This window comes from Xanthomonas arboricola (assembly GCF_002940665.1).
Classification (GTDB): Bacteria; Pseudomonadota; Gammaproteobacteria; order Xanthomonadales; family Xanthomonadaceae; genus Xanthomonas; species Xanthomonas arboricola_B.
Window position 1 is genome coordinate 562370 of record NZ_MIGY01000003.1, and the last position, 20143, is coordinate 582512.

14 protein-coding genes are annotated in these 20143 nt (G+C 62.0%); 4 read left to right on the forward strand and 10 right to left on the reverse strand.

The annotated features are described in order from the left end of the window. The first annotated feature begins 94 nt into the window (after positions 1–94). The gene (locus XarjCFBP7645_RS16000; RefSeq protein WP_104538307.1) at positions 95–2455 is read left to right on the forward strand and encodes a GH92 family glycosyl hydrolase; all 2361 of its coding nucleotides are present in this window, start codon (positions 95–97) and stop codon (positions 2453–2455) included. On the opposite strand, the gene XarjCFBP7645_RS16005 is transcribed toward XarjCFBP7645_RS16000, so the two are convergent. Further along, positions 2449–3156, reverse strand: a complete 708-nt coding sequence (locus tag XarjCFBP7645_RS16005) for a DUF429 domain-containing protein (RefSeq protein ID WP_104538308.1) — start codon at positions 3154–3156, stop codon at positions 2449–2451. The genes XarjCFBP7645_RS16000 and XarjCFBP7645_RS16005 overlap by 7 nt on opposite strands. Before the next feature lie 186 nt (positions 3157–3342). Here XarjCFBP7645_RS16005 and XarjCFBP7645_RS16010 point away from each other — a divergent pair, with 186 nt between their 5' ends. Continuing rightward, complete coding sequence (locus XarjCFBP7645_RS16010) at positions 3343–4245, forward strand: SDR family oxidoreductase (RefSeq protein WP_104538309.1); 903 nt, start codon at positions 3343–3345, stop codon at positions 4243–4245. Next, positions 4242–6047: a glycoside hydrolase family 15 protein gene (locus tag XarjCFBP7645_RS16015; RefSeq protein WP_104538310.1), complete on the forward strand. Its 1806-nt coding sequence runs from the start codon at positions 4242–4244 to the stop codon at positions 6045–6047. Before XarjCFBP7645_RS16010 ends, XarjCFBP7645_RS16015 begins: the two co-directional genes overlap by 4 nt. Before the next feature lie 135 nt (positions 6048–6182). Here the strand turns inward: XarjCFBP7645_RS16015 and XarjCFBP7645_RS16020 are convergent, their stop codons facing one another. The 3 genes from XarjCFBP7645_RS16020 to XarjCFBP7645_RS16030 all read right to left on the reverse strand — a co-directional run bounded on the left by XarjCFBP7645_RS16020 (position 6183) and on the right by XarjCFBP7645_RS16030 (position 9739). Next, the gene (locus tag XarjCFBP7645_RS16020; RefSeq protein ID WP_104538826.1) at positions 6183–7760 is read right to left on the reverse strand and encodes a glycoside hydrolase family 30 protein; all 1578 of its coding nucleotides are present in this window, start codon (positions 7758–7760) and stop codon (positions 6183–6185) included. 321 nt (positions 7761–8081) lie between these two features. Next, positions 8082–8951: an NAD(P)H-hydrate dehydratase gene (locus XarjCFBP7645_RS16025; protein WP_104538311.1), complete on the reverse strand. Its 870-nt coding sequence runs from the start codon at positions 8949–8951 to the stop codon at positions 8082–8084. Continuing rightward, positions 8951–9739 (reverse strand): histidine phosphatase family protein, encoded by a 789-nt coding sequence (locus tag XarjCFBP7645_RS16030; protein ID WP_104538312.1) that lies wholly within the window; start codon positions 9737–9739, stop codon positions 8951–8953. Before XarjCFBP7645_RS16030 ends, XarjCFBP7645_RS16025 begins: the two co-directional genes overlap by 1 nt. Positions 9740–9912: 173 nt before the next feature. Between XarjCFBP7645_RS16030 and XarjCFBP7645_RS16035 the strand changes: the two genes are divergently transcribed. After that, complete coding sequence (locus XarjCFBP7645_RS16035) at positions 9913–10542, forward strand: TetR/AcrR family transcriptional regulator (RefSeq protein WP_104538313.1); 630 nt, start codon at positions 9913–9915, stop codon at positions 10540–10542. A 2-nt stretch (positions 10543–10544) separates the two neighbouring features. On the opposite strand, the gene XarjCFBP7645_RS16040 is transcribed toward XarjCFBP7645_RS16035, so the two are convergent. From XarjCFBP7645_RS16040 to XarjCFBP7645_RS16070, 6 genes are all read right to left on the reverse strand, one after another. After that, a complete protein-coding gene (locus XarjCFBP7645_RS16040; RefSeq protein ID WP_104538314.1) occupies positions 10545–10814 on the reverse strand; it encodes an XAC0095 family protein in 270 nt (89 codons plus the stop codon). A 367-nt stretch (positions 10815–11181) separates the two neighbouring features. Further along, positions 11182–11886 (reverse strand): M48 family metallopeptidase, encoded by a 705-nt coding sequence (locus XarjCFBP7645_RS16050; RefSeq protein ID WP_104538315.1) that lies wholly within the window; start codon positions 11884–11886, stop codon positions 11182–11184. Continuing rightward, complete coding sequence (locus tag XarjCFBP7645_RS16055) at positions 11886–15008, reverse strand: type I restriction endonuclease subunit R (RefSeq protein WP_104538316.1); 3123 nt, start codon at positions 15006–15008, stop codon at positions 11886–11888. The genes XarjCFBP7645_RS16050 and XarjCFBP7645_RS16055 overlap by 1 nt, the downstream gene beginning before the upstream one ends. 4 nt (positions 15009–15012) lie before the next feature. Continuing rightward, positions 15013–16068 (reverse strand): PDDEXK nuclease domain-containing protein, encoded by a 1056-nt coding sequence (locus tag XarjCFBP7645_RS16060; RefSeq protein ID WP_104538317.1) that lies wholly within the window; start codon positions 16066–16068, stop codon positions 15013–15015. A 52-nt stretch (positions 16069–16120) separates the two neighbouring features. Further along, a complete protein-coding gene (locus tag XarjCFBP7645_RS16065) occupies positions 16121–17344 on the reverse strand; it encodes a restriction endonuclease subunit S (protein WP_104538318.1) in 1224 nt (407 codons plus the stop codon). Then, positions 17335–20100, reverse strand: a complete 2766-nt coding sequence (locus XarjCFBP7645_RS16070) for a type I restriction-modification system subunit M (protein ID WP_219842101.1) — start codon at positions 20098–20100, stop codon at positions 17335–17337. The genes XarjCFBP7645_RS16065 and XarjCFBP7645_RS16070 overlap by 10 nt, the downstream gene beginning before the upstream one ends. Positions 20101–20143: the final 43 nt, after the last annotated feature.

Sequence of the window (20143 nt, forward strand, 5' to 3'; positions counted from 1 at the left end):
GTTAGCGAGCTCAACGATGCAGGCATGGACCTCATGCGATCAGGCCCGACAGCTGTGCTACGGTCCGGCGCTGCATCCGCCTGGAACCGTTCGCATGCAGCATCGCTCAATCGCCTTGTCTCCCCTGCGTTGGCTGGCGCTGCTTGCCGCCTGCGTCAGCTTTGCCGGCAACGCGGCGCCACGTGGGGACGACGCGGGCTTCAGCGCGGTCGACCCGTTGATCGGCACCGGTGGCGAAGGCCACACCTATCCCGGCGCCACGCTGCCGTTCGGCATGGTGCAGCTGAGCCCGGACACGCAGATCAAGCCGCGCAAGCAGGCCTACGGCTGGGCCGCCGGTTACCGGCATGGCGACACCACGATTGTCGGCTTCTCGCACACGCACTTTTCCGGCTCCGGGCATTCGGACCTGGGCGATGTGCTGCTGATGCCGCAGACCGGCCAGGTCAGGCTCGAACGCGGCGATGCCGCCACACCGGGCAGCGGCTACACCGCGCAGTTCGACCATGCCAGCGAGCAGGCGCAACCCGGCTATTACGCGGTGACCTTGAAAGACCGCAACATCCGCGCCGAACTCACCGCCAGTGCGCGCGTGGGTGTGCATCGCTACACCTTCCCCAAGGGCACACCGGCACACGTGTTGGTGGACCTGCGCACCAGCCTGTACGACTACCCCGGCAAGGTGCAGTGGTCGCGGCTGCGCGTACGCGGCGATGGCACCGTGACCGGCTTCCGCGAAACACGCGGCTGGGCACCCGGCCGCCAGCTGTACTTCGCCATGCGTTTTTCCCGCCCGCTCACCGCCACGCAATTGCACGACACCGAGCAGGACATCCCGTACAAGGGCTTTCCGCCGCCGGGCGAGAAGAATCCCGCACAGCGTGCACAGATCGAAGGCCGGCAGCTGGTCGGCGTGTTCGACGTCGCCAACGATGGCACGCCGCTGGTGGTCAAGGTCGCGCTGTCGCCGGTCAGCGAGGCCGGTGCCATCGCCAATCTCGATGCGGAGGTGCCCGGTTTCGATTTCGACCGCGTGCGCGCCGATGCGCGCGCGCAGTGGACACAGGCGCTGGCGGCGATCGATGCGCAAGGCACGCCGCAACAACGCACCCAGCTCTACACCGCGCTGTATCACACCCTGCTCGGCCCCACCCTGTTCATGGACAGCGATGGCCAGTACCGCGGGCCGGACAACGCCGTGCATCAGGCACATGGCTGGACCAACTATTCCACCTTCTCGCTCTGGGATACCTACCGCGCGCTGCATCCGTTGCTGACCCTGGTGCAGCCGCCGCAACGCAGCAGCGACATGGTCAATTCGTTGCTCGCCTCGCGCCGCGAGAGCGCCTACGGCATCCTGCCCGTCTGGGCGTTCCACGGCCTGGAAACCTGGTGCATGATCGGCTACCACGCCGTGCCGGTGATCGCCGACGCCTACATGAAAGGCATCGGCGGCTTCGATGCCGAGCAAGCGCTCGATGCCATGGTCGCCAGCGCCAACTACGGCCCCTACGACGGCATCGCGCAGTACCGCGAGCTGGGCTACGTGCCCATCGACGAAGAAGGCGAAGCCGCCTCCAAGACGCTGGAATACGCCTTCGACGACTGGACCATCGCGCGCATGGCCGACAAGCTCGGCAAGCCCGCCATCGCCGCGGAATTCAGCAAGCGCGCCGGCAACTGGAAACACGCCTTCGACCCGGCCACCGGCTACATGCGCGCGCGCACCCGTGCGGGTGACTTCCGCGCGCCGTTCGACCCCTCGGCCAGCGGCTACGGCAGCGACTACACCGAAGGCAATGCCTGGCAATACTCCTGGTACGTGCCGCAGGATGTCGCAGGGCTTGCCGCCGCACACGGCGGCGACGACACGCTGCTCGCGCGCCTGGATGCGGTGTTCGATGCCAAGGTCGACCCCAAGGTGTTCGCGCATATGGAAGACATCACCGGCCTGATCGGCTGGTATGCGCACGGCAACGAGCCCAGCCACCATGTCGCCTATCTGTACGCCTACGCCGGCCAGCCCTGGCGCACCCAGGCGCGGCTGACCCAGATCATGGACACCCAGTATCACGCCGGCCCCGATGGCCTGGCCGGCAACGACGACCTTGGCCAGATGTCGGCCTGGTACGTGTTCACCACGCTGGGCTTCTATCCGGTGGCACCGGGCAGCAACCAGTACATCATCGGCCGCCCGTTCCTGCCGCGCGCCACGCTCAAGCTGCCCAATGGCAAGCGCTTCAGCGTGATTGCCGATGGCCTGAGCAAGGCGCGCAGCTACATCGGCAGCGTCACCCTCAACGGCCAGCCGCTGACCCGCGCCTACCTCACGCATGAAGAAATCCAGGCCGGCGGCGAGTTGCGCTTCCGCATGCAGGCCACGCCGAACACGCAATGGGCCACCGATCCGGCGCAGCGGCCGTATTCGATGTCCACCGATGCGCTGAGTCAGTAGTGGATGCCCATGCGTAGCCCGCAGGCATCGCGTTCCACCACCGTCGGCAGGCTGCCGGCGGTACCTGCGGCAATGCGCTGCGCGCTCCAGCAGGCCACCAGGGCATCCAGCACATCGTCCGGCTTGGCCAGCGCACGCGGCACCCGCCCCAGCAACGCGGCCACCTGCCTGGCGCCATAGCGCCGGCCCAGCAAGGCGGCGCGCTGTTGATGGCCCGCAGTGCTCTTCTTGCCCGCCGCCAGGCCGTGCCCGCTGGCGAGCACGGCGAACGACACCTCCGGGTGCACCTCGAACACGCGCTCGGCCCACAACGGATCGGCGCGCAAGGCATCGTCCCAGGCGCGGATCTTCGACAGCAGCGCAAACGACTGCACGCCAAAGCCACGCTGCCCGTCGTGGTCCAGCACCCGATGCAACGCAGAAGCGTCCACCTGCGTGCTCGCATGCAGCATGCCGCGCAATGGCGCGGCAAAGATGCTGGATGCGCGGCGCCCACCAACAACGCGCCGCGCCTGCACATCCGCAGCGCGGGGCGCGTGCTCGCTCAAACCGATCGGAATATCCACAGCCAGCACAGCGATGCCGCGTAATGCGTTCGCCACCGCGGCGACGGTGGGGTAGCCGGCAAACTGCAATCCATCGTCGGCCTGCCACACCGCCAGCCAACCGCTACCGGCGCCATCGATCCCTACACACTGCATTGTTGTCCTCCCGGTCGTGGTCTGCAGGCACGGCGCCCGTAGCACCGCTCGCAGGTGATCGGCGTGGCGCGTTCACATCATGCACAACATTCGTTCACCCGCACGCATCGCCAGTGTTTCCAGACTGCTCTGCATCGGGCCGCAGCACGCTGCGCCCTTGCCATCCCCCAATGCAGGAGCCAGTGCATGTCCAGCACCAAGAACCAGTACGAAATGCAGAACCCGCTTACCCAGTTTCCGCAGCCCAAGTTCCCCGAGCAGACCCAGGAAGCACCGGGCACCGTCCATGCATTGCAGCCCAAGGCCGACCATGGCGAGCAGAGCTACCAGGGCTTCGGCCGCCTGAAGGGCCGCAAGGCGCTGATCACCGGTGCCGACTCGGGCATCGGCCGCGCCACTGCGATTGCCTACGCACGCGAAGGCGCCGACATCGTGCTGAACTACCTGCCGGAAGAAGAGCAGGACGCCGCGGAAGTGGTGAAGTTGATCCAGGCCGAAGGCCGCAAAGCCATCAGCATCCCGGGCGACTTGAAGGACGAAGCCTTCTGCAATGAACTGGTCGCACGCGCGGTCAAGGAGCTCGGCGGGCTGGACCTTTTGGTCAACATCGCCGGCAAGCAGACCGCGGTCAAGGACATCGCCGACATCACCACCGAGCAGTTCGACGCCACCTACAAGACCAACGTGTATGCGATGTTCTGGCTGTGCAAGGCGGCCATCCCGCACCTGCCGCCGGGTGCATCCATCATCAATACCGGCTCGATCCAGTCCTACCAGCCCTCGCCGACGCTGCTGGACTATGCGTCCACTAAGGCCGCCATCGTCAACTTCACCAAGGGCCTGGCCCAGCAGGTCGCCGAGAAGGGCATCCGCGTCAACGCAGTCGCCCCCGGCCCGGTATGGACCCCGCTGCAACCCAGCGGTGGCCAACCGCCGGAGAAGATTCCCGAATTCGGCTCGGAAACCCCGCTCAAGCGTGCCGGTCAGCCGGTGGAGATGGCGCCGCTGTATGTGATCCTGGCTTCGCAGGAATCCAGCTACGTCACCGGCGAGGTCTTCGGCGCCACCGGCGGCCTGCTGCTGTCTTGAGTCGCCACCGGGTCTGCTTCCAACGCGATGCCACCGGTGCCTTGCCGATTGCCGCCTATGCGGCGATCGGTGACGGCCGCTCGGTGGCCCTGTCCGGTGCGGACGGCAGCATCGACTGGTGGTGCGTGCCGAAGATGGACGCACCGCCGTTGTTCGATCGCCTGCTCGATGCCAACGAGGGCGGCTACTTCGCGCTGACGCCACGTGGCCTGCAGCATGTGCAACGCCGCTATCGCGACGGCAGCAACATCCTCGAAACCACCTGCACCACCGACACCGGCATTGCGCGCCTGACCGAATCGCTCAACAGCGGCGAGGCCGGGCTGCTGCCGTGGTCCGAACTGGCCCGGCGCCTGGAAGGCATCGAAGGCGATGTGGTCTTCGATCTGCTCTACCGGCCCGGTACGCGTGCCGGGCAAGCCACGCCCTGGCAAAGCGACACCCCGAACGGGCGGGTGCATCACATCGGCCAATTGATGACCATGCTGCGCTTCGACAGCAACGCCGTGCAGGTCACGCACTGCGACGACCGTGGCGTGCAGGCCACGCTCACGGTGGGCGCCGGCGACACGCATGTGGTCGCCTTGCTGGCTGCCGAAGACGATGCCTTGCCCGTGCCGGCGCTGGAGGACATCAACGGCCGTATCGATCGCAGCGACGCCGAGTGGCGGCAATGGAGCGGCAACCTGCGCTACGACAACGGCTACCGCGACGCGGTGATCCGCTCGGCGCTGGCACTCAAGTTCCTGTGGTTCTCGCCCACCGGCGCCATCGCCGCTGCGGTCACCACCTCGCTGCCCGAGCAGATCGGTGAGAACGGTAACTGGGACTACCGCTATGCCTGGGTGCGCGATGCGGCCTACACCACCAAGGCCTTCCTGCGCGTGGGCGCCCTGGCCGATGCCAAGGCCGCCTTCAGCTGGTTGATGCGCACCATCCGGCACCATCGCCCGGGGGTTCGTCCGTGCTACACCCTCGACGGCGCCCTGGTACCGGACGAGCGCGAGATCGACATCCCCGGTTACCGCAATACGCGTCCGGTGCGCGTGGGCAACACGGCCAGCACCCAGTTGCAGCTGTGTCTGTATGGCGACATCTTCGAAACGGCAGCGCGCTTTCTCGATGCCGGTCATATCCTCGACCGGGAAACCGCGCGCCAGCTGTTCGAGCTCGGCAACGAATGCGCCGACACCTGGATGCGCAAGGATGCCGGCTTCTGGGAACTGCAAACCCAAGAGCACTACACCATGTCGAAGGTGGAATGCTGGCTGGCGCTGCGCCGCGCCAGCGAGCTGGCCAGGGCCGGCCACCTCTCCGTCGCCATGTTGCCGCGCTGGGAACGCGAACAGGAACGCATCCTGGAGTGGATCGACGCACGGTGCTGGTCGCAGGCCAAGCAGGCATACACCTTCTATGCCGGCACCGAAGACCTGGACGCCAGCCTGTTGCTGGCTTCGCGCTTCGGCCTGGGCGGCCCGCGCCGCGAGCGCATGATCGCCACCCGCGATGCCATCCGCAAAGAGCTTGGCACCGGCGCGTTGGTGCATCGCTACAGCGGCATGCAGCACCGCGAAGGCGCGTTCATCGCCTGTGCGTTCTGGCTGGTGGAGTCCTACGGCCTGCTTGGCGAGCGTGCCGAGGCCAGGCGCCTGTTCGAGCAATTGCTGCACCAGCTGGGCAACGATGTCGGCCTGATGCCGGAGATGGTGGATGCCACTGACGGCCAGGCCCTGGGCAACCTGCCGCAAGGCCTGAGCCACCTCGCCTTGATCCACGCGGCGCTGGCCGTGGATGGCGATTAGCCGGCGTCGGGCATCACCGCTGCGCGTAACAACCCGGCATCTGCGAATGTGCCTTCTTTTTCCGCAAGGCTGGAGAAAGCGCAGCGCGGCTGAGGGTGCACTTCCTCACCCGCGCGCCCGACGCCACCGCTGGCGCTAGCGCGCCACCACCACTGTCTGAATGGCATGCGCCGGAATGTCCAGTTCGCTCGACGCCTCGCCCACGTACAGGTTGTAACGGATCGCCACATCGCTGGCATTCATCACCACCGTGGCCAGGCTGCCATCGGTGTTGAGAAAGGACGTCGTTGCCAGATTGCTGCGGCTGCTGGCCGCACTCACCCGCCGCGCACCGGGGCGGATGAACTTGGAAAAGTGGCCGATGTACCAATAGCTCGGCGTGTAGATCACCTCGCCGGTGCGCGTGTCGGCATGCACCGGCGCAAAGCAGTAATTGCCCACATGGTTCGGCCCGCCATTTTGATCGAGCAGGATGTTCCAGTCGGTCCAGCCCACCGCACCATGATTGAGATCGTTGATGATGGCGGTGCCATAGCGCTCGCCATTGGGCCAGTACTGCAGCTTTGCCGGGTCGAACTTTTCCACAGCCGCTTCGGTCAGCAGGAGCGGCTTGTCCGGGTACGCCTGCGCCACGGCTGCGACGTTCTCCACCATCGGCGCGAACCCGGCCCAGGTCTCGTACCAGTGGAAGCCCATGCCCCACGCGTATTTCGCCGCTTCCGGATCGTCGAAGATCACGTGCGCGCGGTGCAGCATCATGTCGCGGTTGTGGTCCCACACGATGATCTTGCGGTCGCCATAGCCGGCCTGCGCCATCGTCGGGCCGAGGTGGTTCTTCAGGAAGTCGCGCTCTTCCTCGGCGGAAAACACCATCGACTCCCAGGTCTGCACCGCCATCGGCTCGTTCTGCAGGCTGATGCCCCAGATCGGGATACCGGCTTTTTCGTAGGCCGCAATGAAGCGCGTGTAGTAGGTGGCCCAGGCCTGCGCATACGCGGGCAGCAACTTGCCGCCCTTGAGCATGTTGTTGCTGTCTTTCATGAAGGCCGGCGCGCTCCATGGGCTGGCGAAGGTCGTCAACTTGCCGCCGGCCGCCGCAATGGCCTGGCGCAGCATCGGGATGCGATAACGCTGATCGTGGCTGACCGAAAAGCTCTTCAGCGCCGCATCGCCGTCCTTGATATAGGTGTAGCTGCCACTGCTGAAATCCGAACTGTGGATGGTGGTACGCGCCAGCGTATAGCCGATGCCTTTTTGCGGGTCGTAGTAGGCAGTGAGCAATGCGCGCTGCGCAGGCTTGGGCAGCTTGGCGAAGGTCTCGGCACTGGCATCGGTGATCGCCCCGCCGATGCCCAGCACCTCCTGGAAGCGCCGCTGCGGATTGACGAAGATGGAGTTCTCTTTCTCGGTCAACGCATGCCGGGCCCTGGGCGCCTCGACAGTGCTGACACGCATCTGCTGCGTTGCGCCCTGGGCAGAGGTGTAAACGCGTAGTGCACCGGCGGCGGCCGGCGGAGTAGCAGCATCCACAACTGCAGCTTCTACCGCCGTCGATGTGGGCGTGGATGCAGACGGTGCCGTCGATGCCGGCACCAGAATCGGCGTTGCGGTTGTTGCTACTGCTGTTGTTGCTGTTATTGCAGATGCAGATGCCAACACCGTTTCAGTCGCAGCACCCCAAACCCCCAGAACCCCCACCATCGACCACGCAATCGTTCGCTTCACCGTGCACCCTCCCAGGTTGGTGACCAAGCCTAACCGACCAACGCGGCGCAACATCGCGCAACAAACGAGCGCAACCGTGCATCCTTCCATCGCCGGACCTTCCCTTCTCCCCTCGGGAGAAGGTGGCCCGAAGGGCCGGATGCGGGTACGTCTGCTCAGAGTGCAACCAACCCACTGCAATCAAGGCAACAACCTAAACCCCAACTGGAAAGACAGCCCCACGACTCCAGCAGACGCATCCTCACCCCAACCCCTCTCCCGCTGGAGAAAGGCTTGGTCTGCGCGCCGCATCAACGCGACGAGCGTCGATCACCCCCGCGCCAACCGATCCAGAATCCCAGGCACTTCCAGTCCAAGCTCGCGCGCCAGAAACCCCACCGGCCCAATCCGCCTGGCCAACTGCCTGCCCGCCGCCGCATGCACAAACACGCCCCATAACGCAGCGGTCAACGCATCGCAGCCGCGCGCGGCAAACCCGGCAATCAATCCCGCCAGCACATCGCCAGACCCGGACGTGCCCAACCCGGACGCCCCCCCGCGATGCATCCACACCACTCCATCTGGCCCGGCAATAAAACTGTCCGCGCCCTTGACGATCACCACGCTGCGCAGCTTCTGCGCAAACTTCAGCGCGTACGCGCTCGGCGCCGCTTCCACCGCCGCCTTGTCGTCGCCGGCCAGGGTCGCCATCTCGCCCGCATGCGGCGTCAACACGAATGGCCGCCCGATCGGCGCCCGCAGGCCACGCGACAACGCACCGGCATCCAGCACCAAGGTGCACACCGCCTGCTCGGCGGCGCGCCTGACCATCGCCGTGGTGGTGGCCGACGACGCCATCCCCGGTCCGATCACTGCCGCATCGCAGGCCGCCATCGCCCCGTCCAGCGCGCGATGCCCGCGCACGATCTCGCCCTGCCCGTTCTGCGCCAACCCCAGCACCAGCGCCTCCGGCACCGCCAAGGCCATGCCCGGCGCCACACTGGCCGCGGTGGCGATCTGCAGCTTGCCCGCACCGGTGCGCAGCGCCGCCTCGCCGGCCAGCAGCACCGCACCGGGCACGCGCATCGAGCCACCCACGATCAACACGCGCCCGCGCTGCTCCTTGTCGCCACCCGGGGCCGGCAACGGCATCGCCCGCAAGGCGGCGGCGTTGAGCGTGCGCACGCGCGGGGCGGCCATCAGCGCGCCCCGGCCGGGCGGTCGGACTCGGTGGTCACCGGCTCGTCGGCCAGTTCCGGCGGCACGAAGTTGGTACGCAGCAACTCCAGGGATTGCCCATCGGCCGCAGCCGCGTATTCGGTGACGCCGCAATTGGGCACGTCGCCTTCGCGGTCGATGCCCAGGATGGTGGCCTCGTCCATCCGCTCGATCAGGTAGCGGAAACAATTGACGATTACCTGATGCCCCACGATCAGCACCCGCGCGCCCACATGGTTGCGCTGCAGATCGCCCACCACCCCGCGCAGGCGGAAGATCACATCGCACCAGCTCTCGCCACCGGGCGGGCGAAAGTAGAACTTGCCCACCAGCTTGCGCTGCTCGGCCAGCTCCGGAAAGGTCGCAAGAATGCCGGCCGTGGTATAGCGGTCGAGCACGCCGAATTCCTTCTCGCGCAAACGCTCGTCCACACTGACCGACTCGGCCGGCTGCCCCAACGCACGCGCCACCGCAGCGGCGGTCTGGCGCGCCCGCACATAGGTGGAACTCAGGATCAGGGTTGGACGCTCGTGCTCGGGCAAACCGGCCATCCACGCCCCCAACGCCTCGGCCTGGCGCTCGCCCAGCGCCGACAACGGCACATCCGCATCGCGGTGCTCCAGGTCGATCAAGGCCGAGCCGTTGGACTCGGCCACATCGCGCGCCACGTTGCCCGCGCTTTGCCCATGCCGCACCACCCACAACCGCGCCGGCCACTGCGCCGAGACACCGGCTACCGCACTGTTCTCACTCACATGCTTCTCCTGCACAACGTCAACCTCACGTGTCGCACAGCCGCCGTGAAAACATGGTCGACCAGCGCATCTGTGACCGGTGTTTCAATACGCACGCGCATCCATGACTGATGGCACAGCAACAAGCGAACGCAACGGATGGGTAACGCCGCGCCGGTATACTGCAGCCCCCCGACACCCTGCTGCCCATGTCCAACGTCCTGTTGCTGCGCACGGCAAAAGAGCGCGAAGAACTGCTGCTGGAAGAGGTGCTGGACGCCACCGAGCAGTGCATCGACGTCATCGGCCTGAGCGCCACCAGCTTCGAGCTGATCGCCGAGCGCGCCAAGGTCAGCTGCGGCAGCCTGCTGCAACGTTTCGAAGACAAGGACGCGCTGGTGCGCGCATTGCTGGAGCGCAACTACATGCGCGCCATCCGCCAGATGTGGCTGGTGGAACGCCCGGCCAATGTGGACGTGGTGGATTTCATCGCCGGCCTGCTCGAAGAATGGCTGCTGCAGGAAATCAACATCAAGCGCACCCGCATCGACCTGGAACTGCACCTGGCCACCCTGCGCGACCCGGTGCTGGCCGCCTTCATGCGCCGGCAGAGCGCATCGCTGATCGAACACCTCAGTGCCCTGCTCAAACGCCTGCTGCGCGGCCACGCCGACCCGGCCAGCAGCGAACAGGAATTCCAGGCCCGCGTCTTCGCCGTCGCCGCCATGTGCGGCGGCCTGCACAGCGTGATGACCAGCGGCATGGAACTCAACCGCATGCATCTGCAGTTGATCCTGCGCGAGAGTCTGTCGGGGATTTTGAAGTCTGCGCCGGTGTAGCGTCAGCCACTTTCCGCCTGGTCTTCCAGACTCGCCGGCCACTGCATCTGCTTCAGCGCATGGGTCATCTGATCGGCAAGCAGTTCCAGACAAAACGCCAACTCGTCCATGCAGATGGCTGGCTGCCGCGCCTGCTCTTCAGCCTGCGTGCGTGGCTGCGCCAGACGCGCCAGAAACCGCATATGGTCGCGCAGTTGCTGCAAGCGGTATTGCGCGCCCTCTGGCAGGTAGTAGCCCGGGTGTGACTGCGCATCTCGTACAACGTCCGACATGGCCTGCTCCTCATTCCATGGAATCCGCCCGCCCGCCGCAAGGCGACGGACGGGAAGTCGGGAGGCTCGAAACCGCGTATAGCCGGCGGGCGTATTCCCCTTGCGGGTGTTGTATTAGCCGCCCTCCCGACGCAGGCATCACGTCGGTTGCACCTACAAAATATGCAGGCACAAAAAACCCACCGGTTTGTCGGAGGTGGGTACCGCTATACGGGGAGTTTCGAGGCTCCGTAGCATGAGCATGCTACTCATCAAATCCAGCGTCAACCCCAAGGCACGCGTTGGAGCGGAGAGCCTGCAGCCTTCTAGACTTGAGCTAGCAGCCGTACTCGAATCACCGCAGTGCGAGCAGGGCGATACCTGTCGGCTATGTCGCCAGGGGCAAGGCGTTGAGCTCAGCTCTCGCGTCTCGCCATCCAGCGTAGTGGTTGTCCAGCAAGGCGACGAAGCGCGCATTGTGCGTTGGCTCAAGCAGATGAATCATCTCATGCACAATCACGTATTCGAGCAAGTCACGCGGCTTCTTGACCAGCTCTGTATTGAGCCGGATGTGGGCTCGTAGGTGATTGCAACTCCCCCACTTGGTTTTCATGCGCTGGAGAAAATAACCTTCCACCTTTATCCCGATACGGCCTTCCCAGTGAGCGATCAACGCCTGGATTGCTTCATGCAACAACGACCGCTGCCAACGTTGATAGATGGCCTCGCGCCTGCCTGCATCGGTGCCGGGACGTACACTCAGTGTGATGCGCCGGTGGTCCATCTTGACGGTGGGCGAAGTATCGCGCTCCACCACAGCAAGCAGATAGCGTCGCCCCCAGATGTAATGACTCTCGCGGGTGACAAACTGCCTGGGTGTTTCACGAACCTGCTCCAGCAATTGCACCTGCTGTTGGCGAATCCAACGCAACTTTGAAATCGCATAAGCGCGTGCCACTTCAAGCCGTGTGCCAGTCGGCGCCACCAGCGTCACCTCGCCTTGCGGCGGGTGAACGGACAGGTGGACGTTCTTCACAGCCTTGAAGGTGACCGCAATGTCCAGCTCGCCCAGGCGGATGTGCGTCTGTTTCATCAGTAGACCGACTGACTCTTCAGCAGTTCGAACAGCTTGAGCGTGGCCTCGCGATTGCGGCCCGTCAGCGGATACAGGACATTTTGTACAATGCGTTCCTTTGCTTCATCTCCTCGCCATCCTGCCGGAGCCTCGTCACGCATCAGGCGATCGATGTTGAGTGCCAGGAAGGCCAGCCGGTTGCCGTAATTCACTTCCGGCTCCTGGATGGCGCCATGTGCAGCTTGAGCATCATCAGAAATGATGTCCGGCAGATTGCGATAAATCACCAGCGCGCCGGCATTGCCACGCAGCATGCTGGGTTCATCACTATCGTGCTGTCTCTCATGCCAGGTCATCACCAACGCCTCTGCCTTCTTCAGAAATGCTTCGTAGGCCTCGGTGCTTTCGCGGCTTTGTTGGATCAAATCATCGAGCAGCTTGGACATCTGCTCGTAAAACCGCGGATCAGTTAGGCGGTCGCGGATAATGGTCTTGCGGACATTGTTGATGATGGTTTCCGCAATGGCATTCTTTGAGAGCTTGCCCTTCTCGTTGAGCTTTTTGGCGATAGCGTCGTGGACGCCGGTTTTGATGATCAGCTCAGTCAGCGACAGCTCGGCTAGTTGCCCCAATGCTTGTGCCGGTTCGGCATGGACATAGGTGTTGATGAGATGTCGCATATCAGCCTCAAAGGGTTTGATATCCAGCTCCTCACAACTGCAATGCTTGATGGCAGACCTAACCTCGGCATAGAACTCGGTTTCTCGCCGCAAGGTGTCGGCCTCGCCATTGGAATAACCCGCCTCGGCCAAGTCCTGGGCAATTGCGGCAAAGGCGCGCAGATAGGTCGCTACCGCTTTGTAGAAGGCAATACGTAGCGCCTCACTCTCCAGTAGCGCCTCCGGATCACCCGCATGGCCGCAAAAGTAGTGGATGAACTGCTCCACTTCACGAGGGTGCTCGACCGGCTCGCACAGGTAGTGCAACGCCTCGCGCGCCTCATCCAAATGTTTACGACCTTCGCCCAGCCAATTCTTTAGCTGGATGTTGTTGTCGCCACCGTTACCGGCGTCGATGTCCAACGCATCGGAGCTGTACACCGCAATCGCCTGCTGCACATCATCGAATAGCTTTTTGTAATCGACGATGTAGCCATAGTCCTTGTCCTCGCCGTCGAGACGATTGGTGCGACAAATGGCCTGAAACAGGTTGTGGTCATGCAGCTCGTTGTCCAGATAGATGTAAGTGCAACTGGGCGCATCGAACCCTGTCAACAGCTTGCTGACCACAATCAGCAGTTTCATGCTGGCCGGTTCTTCAATGAAGCGGCGCTTGGTTTCGTCTTCGTACTGCTTGGTTGTTTGGCCGGCGCGCAGCACATGCTGCTTATAGGTGTCGTACTTGTAGCGCTCATCGCTGCCCGATGACGCTTTCGAGATCGCCGCCGGATTGGGCTCAAACGATGTGATGACACCCACATGCGGGCTAAAATGTGTGTTCTGGAAAAGCCGAAAATAATGGCATGCGTCGTAGATCGACGCAGCCACCAGAATCGCCGTACCACGATCGTTGTCCAGGCGGGGCTTGAGGCTGAAATCCTCGATAATGTTGGCAACGATGCGGTCCTTGCGCTCTTTACCGCTCATCAACTCTTCCATCGTTGCCCAGCGCTTGCGCAGGATGGATTTCTGAAAGTTGTTCAACCCTCGCGTTTTCTTTTCGAACCAGGCATCGATGGCCTCACGCGAGGTCAACCGCTGCGGCACATCGCGCGCCTCGTACTTCAGGTCCAACACCACCTTGTCTGCCACTGCCTGGTGAAACTTGTAGGTATGGATGTAGGTCCCGAACACATCGCGAGTGGTTTGCCTGTCCTTGCGCAGCAGCGGCGTACCAGTAAAGCCGATGAAAATCGCATCGTCCAGCCAGCGCTTCATCTGCTTGTTCATGTTGCCACCCTGAGTGCGGTGGCATTCGTCAACAAACACGTAGAAGCGCCCATGGATCGGTGGCGGCTCGCCCTTGAGGTCCGCAGCATCGAACTTGTGGATCAGCGCGCACAGCAGGCGCGGCGCCGCCGCACTCAGCTTTCGCACAAAGTCCGCTCGGGAGGTAATGCGCGGCGAAGCCGAGTCCGCACCGATCACACTGGCATTGCGCATGACACCTTCGATCTGCTTGTCCAGTTCGTCGCGGTCAGTGACCACCAACACGCGCGCCTGTGGGTCATGCTCCAGCAGCCACTTGGCCAGCAGCACCATCAAGATGCTTTTGCCACTGCCTTGGGTGTGCCAGATCACCCCCCCCTCGCGTTGGGCAATGCGCGCCTGGGCCGCCTTGATGCCCTGGTACTGGTGCTGCCTGGGCACTTTCTTGAAGCCTGCGTCGAAGATCACGAAGTTGCGGATCAAGTCCAGCAACTGCACCTTGCTACACATCTGTGCCAGTGGACGATCCAACAAGGCGCCTGCCGCTACTGCAGCCAATGGTTGTTCGTCTTTCCACTGCACGAAGAACTGCTCCGGGGTGCCGGTGGTGCCATAGCGCAGCCCCTGCGCGTCGCTTCCGGCCAGCAACACCTGCACCGTACTGAAGAAGCCTTGGTTGAACGCCTCCTCCTGATTGCTGCGCAGCTGGCGAATGCCGTCGCCCAGATCCACCGAGCTGCGCTTGAGCTCAATCACTGCCACCGCCAGACCGTTGATATACAGCACGATGTCCGGCCGACGTGTGCTGCCGCCTCTCAGCGTCACTTCTTCGGCAAGGGCAAACTGATTTCGCTGCGGCTGGGCCCAGTCGATTAGCTGTACCGTCTCGTGCGATTTGCCGGCCGCAATCTGCACCGGCACGCCATAGCGCAGCAATTGGTAGGTGCGCAGGTTGGCCTGATAGGGCGTGATGCCGGTGACATCCACCGCAACTTCCAGCTTTTGCAGTGCGGCGCTGATATGGGCAGGCGCGTAACCACGCGCTGCCAGATTGGCGCGTAACAGATCGACTTCAATGGCCCGATTGTTCTCGCGCTTGCTCCAATTGCCAAGGTGCTCGTAACCCAGACCGCCCTTGTCTACGGGGTCAGCGAATAGGCGCGCTACGCGGTTTTGTGAGTTGCGCTCGGAGCGCGGCATGCTTTGGGTCATTGCATCATTCCTTGGTGCGTTCATTGACAGCGTTAGCCAGCTCCCGCTCGATCTGCTCGATGCTCGGCAGGCTGGTTTGCAGCTCTTGCGGCAGAGATTCCACTAGCTTGTATTCGGCAATGCCCATCGGCTGGGACTTGTCCCCCAGCGCGTATTCGGCCACCACCTTGTTCTTGCTCTTGCACAGCAGCAGGCCGATGCTTGGGTTGTCTTGCACGTGCTTCAGCTGCCGATCTACCGCCGTCAGATAAAAGCCCAGTTGCCCCAGGTGCTCGGGCTTGAACTTGCCTGCCTTGAGTTCGATTACTACGTAGCAGCGCAGCTTGAGGTGATAGAACAGCAGGTCGATGAAGAACTCCTCGCCGCCCACGTCCAGCAACACCTGCCGCCCCACAAAGGCAAAGCCCGCGCCCAGTTCCAGCAGGAAATCGGTCACATGCTGCACCAGCGCGCCCTCGATCTCGCGTTCCTGCGCTTGCTCGCCAAGGCCGAGGAAATCGAAGCGGTACGGATCTTTCAGCGATTCCATGGCCAAGTCGGACTGCGGGGCGGGCAAGGTGGCCGGGAAGTTCGTCACGGCCGAACCGCTACGCTCCAACAGGCTGGCCTCGATCTGCATCACCAGCACGTTGCGCGACCAATTGTGCTCGATGGCCTTGGCGGCATACCAGCGGCGGGTTTCAGGGCCGGGCAACTTGTCCAGCAGGGCCAGCTGGTGGTACCAGGGCAATTGTGCAAGCACCGCTTGCACAAATGATTCATCCGGCCAGGCCTCGGCAAACGCCCGCATGTACTTGAGGTTGCGCGGCGAAAAGCCCTTCATCTCAGGGAAGGCGGCGCGTAGGTCATGCGCGAGCCGCTCGATCACCTTGGCGCCCCAGCCTTGTTCGGCTTGCCGCTCTAGAATGTCACGGCCAATCTGCCAGTAAAGCCCTACCAGCTCCCGATTGACCGCCAGCGCGGCACGTTGCTGCGCGCCGTGGATGCGTCCCTTGAGTTCGGCCAGCCAGTCGGCGTAGCCTCGCGGAACGAGGATCAAGGAGCTTGGTTCGTCTGTCATTGACGTTTCATCTTCTGCGTTATCCGTCGGCAGCATCGGGCCACGCAACCTATCAGACCAACCGTGTCCTGCCGGTCAGCAGTTCCTGCATCATGGCTTGCTTGAGGTCGCGTGTCTTGGTGCGCCGGATTTCAAGGACGGTAATTTCGGTGTGCATATCAGCGAGGACAGTAGCGATGGCTGTTTGTTCGTCGATTGGTGGTAAATTGATATTGGTCGAATTGATAAGACCAGTATTCAAGTTCATTTGAGAGCCAGTTTGGCCATACTTTGACCAGCCGGGCTCAATCCACTTCAGTGCGTAATAGATGAACAGCCTATCTGCTTTCAGATTTTCGAATACGACAAATCCGTCGTGAATACATACGTCGATATTGGTGATGATGGGGCGACCAACCGTTGCGCAGATGCTCATAATGAGATTTCCGCTATCTACGGGACGACTGTGTGCAACACCATCAGGGGAAAGTCGCTGAGTTGTTTGCTCCAGATACATACCGGAATTTGTGACGTCTGAAATTCTTACCCAGCCTACATTCGAGCTTTCATCGAACCACCGAGGGCTATCGATGGGACGAGGCGATGCTCCACGTTGAATATTTGCCAAGTCTCTCAGACGCTTCACCTTCCACTTCCCAGTGAACCCCGGCAGCCGGGTTTGCCCAGTAAGAAGTTGCTGCATGACGGACTGTTTGATGGCGCGCTTTTTGGCGATCAGGCGATCCAGCCCCATAAGTAGTGCATCCATGTCACTAAGAGCGTTGGCGATGGTGCATTGCTCAAAAACCGACGGAGACAAGGGAATCTGGAATGAATTGAGACTCTTGTTTGTAATTTGATTGATAGTTGCGCCGAGGTGTTCGTTGATTTGGCGCTTTAATATATCTGATTGAAATAGGTAACTTGCAAGCCGTCCAATCTGACTACGATAGACTGCCATGAAAGCTCCAAATGTCATTCCATTCGTCCGCTCATCAAGCAGCGCCGATTTCCCTATCAGATCACGACTACCATTCCTGACGCAGATCAAAACATCATTAGGGCGCACCATGATGCGCTCTGAGATTTCGGCGTCGACAAAAACATTATTTTCAAATTCAAGAGCATCGTTTTGAATATTCGACGAGCGCAGAACAAGTGTTCCGTAATCTCGAACTTCGTTTGGTTTGTAGGTGAGCCCAATTAGAGCCTCGCCGATATCTCCAAGGGACTTAACCTCCCAATCCTCCGGAATCGCCCCCACTTCCGTCTGCTTATACCCAGGCTTCACTTCCATACCGCCCCCATCTGTTTCAGGTGCACGCCCACCTTAGCGCTGAGAGCCGCCACGTCATCCTCCAACCTCGGTAGCGGGGTATCGTAGCGTTCGGCCAGTTCGCGGATGCGCTGGGAGAGGGTCTGGGAAATACGCTCCAGCTCCTGCTGCACATCGGCTTGCAGGTGGGCTAGCCACTTATCTTCGACCACCAGCATTTTGATCTCAGCTTCGCTTAGAGCGGCGTAGCAGTCGTGTGCTTGCTGGTCGATTTTTGTCTCAAGCGTCTTGATTGCTCTTTTGAGAGCCACTTCGCCTTCTTTTAGCTCCAGCCATCTGCGAAGCAGCGGAATTTCACCAGGCTCGGCGACGTCCACGCCCCCTTCTTGCGCAGCATCCAGGCGCTGGCCAACGCTTGCCTTGGTCAAAGCACCTTTTTCATCCTGTGCTTCAAACAAAAGACCCTCCTCCCCGCCGTATTCTTCCTCCAGCTCCGCGAGCTGGCTGGTCAGACTTTCCAGTTCAGTTTGCACGGCCTCTAACTCGGCCTGTGCGGTGGTGAAGTAACGGGCAACGATAAATCGCTTGGGCACGAGATCGCAGATCCAGCCCTTGTTCTTGGCGTTGCCTTTCTTGTCGATTTCTACGATGCGCCGAGGCTGGGCCACCCAGCCGTCGGCAGCAATCAGGTAGGCGTCGTCCTGCATCACTTCCGCCCAGTAGTCCATCAGGTGCTGGTAGATGTCGTAAGGGTCAAGCAGGGGTGCGGCGTGAAAGGTCGCGAGCAGGGTTTCAGAGATCTGCGAGATCAGCGTCTTGGGTTTGTCGCCCGGCTGGATGCCGGTGAGTAGCGGCGTGACGGCCTGCTGCCATTTGCCGAACAGCGCTTCCACCTTGCTGCGGAATTGCTGGAACTGCGGGTGGCTCTGGATGATCGAGCGTACGTCTGCAATAGGCTGGCGTAGCCGGGCATAGCCTGGGCGATCGGCCTCGAACAGCACCTCGCGCAGAGCTGGCATTTCCTGCCAGTCGGCAGCAAAGGCATCGATATCGCGCTCGGGGATGCCGCCGTTGAGGTGGGCGTCAATGTCGTGCAGGTCTTCTGGCTCGCTGCTATCGATGTAGCGCGGCAGGTTGAGGTTGTAGCTATTCCTGTCGCTGGAGACTTCCCCCAGCGGCACCATCCGGGCATAGCGCGGCACATCCGCGCCACGGCGGAAGGTATCAACGATGCGATGGATGTCCTGCTCACGCAGGCGGTTCTTGGGACCGTCCTTGATGAAGCCTTTGCTGGCGTCGATCATGAAGATGCCCTTGCGGGCGCCAGCGTTTTCCTTATCCAGCACCAGGATGCAGGCGGGGATGCCGGTGCCGTAGAACAGATTGGCCGGCAGGCCGATGATGCCCTTGAGCACACCTGAGCGCACAAGGTTTTTACGAATGACGCCTTCCGCGTTGCCACGGAACAGCACACCGTGCGGCAGGATGATGGCACCCTTGCCGGTAGTTGCCTTCATGCTACGCATGACGTGCAGCAAATAGGCGTAGTCGCCCTGCTTGTCCGGCGGTGCGCCCCAGGCAAAACGTTGATAAGGATCGTTGGCGGGTGTCAGCCCGGTGGACCACTTCTTGTCCGAGAACGGCGGGTTGGCGACCACATAGTCGTAGCTACGCAGTTGCTCCCCATCCTTGAACCTGGGGTTGGACAGCGTGTCCCCGCCAAGGATGGTGGCACTGGGGAAGTGGTGCAGGATCATATTCATCCGCGCCAAGCCGGCGGTGGTCACGTCCTTTTCCTGCCCTTCCAGCGTGATCTGCCGGCCTGCCTCGGCGGCAACTTTCAGCAGCAGTGAGCCTGAGCCGCAAGTTGGATCGTACGCGGTCGTAGATGCGCGGGTATTGGCGTGGGAGATGCCGATCACCTGGGCGATGATGCTACTCACTTCAGAGGGAGTATAGAACTGGCCCTTGCTCTTGCCGGAGTCCTGCGCAAAGTGGCGCATCAGGTACTCGTACGCATCGCCGAGCAGATCGTCGTTGTCGGCCCGGTTGTTGGCAAAATTCAGCTCGGGCTTTTCGAAGATGGCGATCAGGTTGCCCAACCGCTCGACCATGGCCGGGCCTTCGCCAAGCTTGTTGGGATCGTTGAAGTCTGGGAAGTCGCTACGCGCCAGCTTGGTATTGGCCTCAATCAGCTTTTGAATGACTTGCGTGTTGATCCTTTCGCCGATATCGGCCTTGCCCTTGAGCACCACCATGTCCTTGAATGAGGCGCCAGGCGGGATGACGACAGGTGGAGCGAAGTCCTTGCTATTGCCGTACTTGTCGCTGATGTACTTGATGAACAGCATGAACAGCACATAGTCCTTGTACTGACTAGCGTCCATGCCACCGCGCAGTTCATCGCAGGAGGCCCAGATGGAGCTATACAAATCAGATTTTTTGACTACGCCGCCGCGCCTCACCGACGATGTTGTGTCTGCCTCGGCATGCGTCTTGGCTGCCTTTACCTTAAGAACTTCCACTACTTTTTCTGCCTGTTTTGCACCAGAATTTCTGGCTCTGTTGTGCATCACAGCCGTCTCAGCAAGCGCGACGGAACCGCCGCGCCCTCGGCCAGACACGATGTCGCCTTGCTCGATCAACAGGTATTTGATGCGTAGATACGTACTTTCCTGCCAGCCAAGTTCGTCTCGCAGCTTGCCGTTACCAGCAGAGCCGCCGAGAGACTGCAACATGGCGAGAAAACGTTCGGTATTTTGCTCGGTGGATGTCACTGCGTTGTTCCGTACTGCTTGAGGGCCTGCATCACGCCTGCCA

Bases quoted from the DNA above. Each gene is read 5' to 3' on its own strand.
- XarjCFBP7645_RS16000 (WP_104538307.1), top strand. From the start codon at position 95: ATGCAGCATCGCTCAATCGCCTTGTCTCCCCTGCGTTGGCTGGCGCTG.
- XarjCFBP7645_RS16005 (WP_104538308.1), bottom strand. From the start codon at position 3,156: ATGCAGTGTGTAGGGATCGATGGCGCCGGTAGCGGTTGGCTGGCGGTG.
- XarjCFBP7645_RS16010 (WP_104538309.1), top strand. From the start codon at position 3,343: ATGTCCAGCACCAAGAACCAGTACGAAATGCAGAACCCGCTTACCCAG.
- XarjCFBP7645_RS16025 (WP_104538311.1), bottom strand. From the start codon at position 8,951: ATGGCCGCCCCGCGCGTGCGCACGCTCAACGCCGCCGCCTTGCGGGCG.
- XarjCFBP7645_RS16035 (WP_104538313.1), top strand. From the start codon at position 9,913: ATGTCCAACGTCCTGTTGCTGCGCACGGCAAAAGAGCGCGAAGAACTG.
- XarjCFBP7645_RS16040 (WP_104538314.1), bottom strand. From the start codon at position 10,814: ATGTCGGACGTTGTACGAGATGCGCAGTCACACCCGGGCTACTACCTG.
- XarjCFBP7645_RS16050 (WP_104538315.1), bottom strand. From the start codon at position 11,886: ATGAAACAGACGCACATCCGCCTGGGCGAGCTGGACATTGCGGTCACC.
- XarjCFBP7645_RS16055 (WP_104538316.1), bottom strand. From the start codon at position 15,008: ATGACCCAAAGCATGCCGCGCTCCGAGCGCAACTCACAAAACCGCGTA.
- XarjCFBP7645_RS16060 (WP_104538317.1), bottom strand. From the start codon at position 16,068: ATGACAGACGAACCAAGCTCCTTGATCCTCGTTCCGCGAGGCTACGCC.
- XarjCFBP7645_RS16065 (WP_104538318.1), bottom strand. From the start codon at position 17,344: ATGGAAGTGAAGCCTGGGTATAAGCAGACGGAAGTGGGGGCGATTCCG.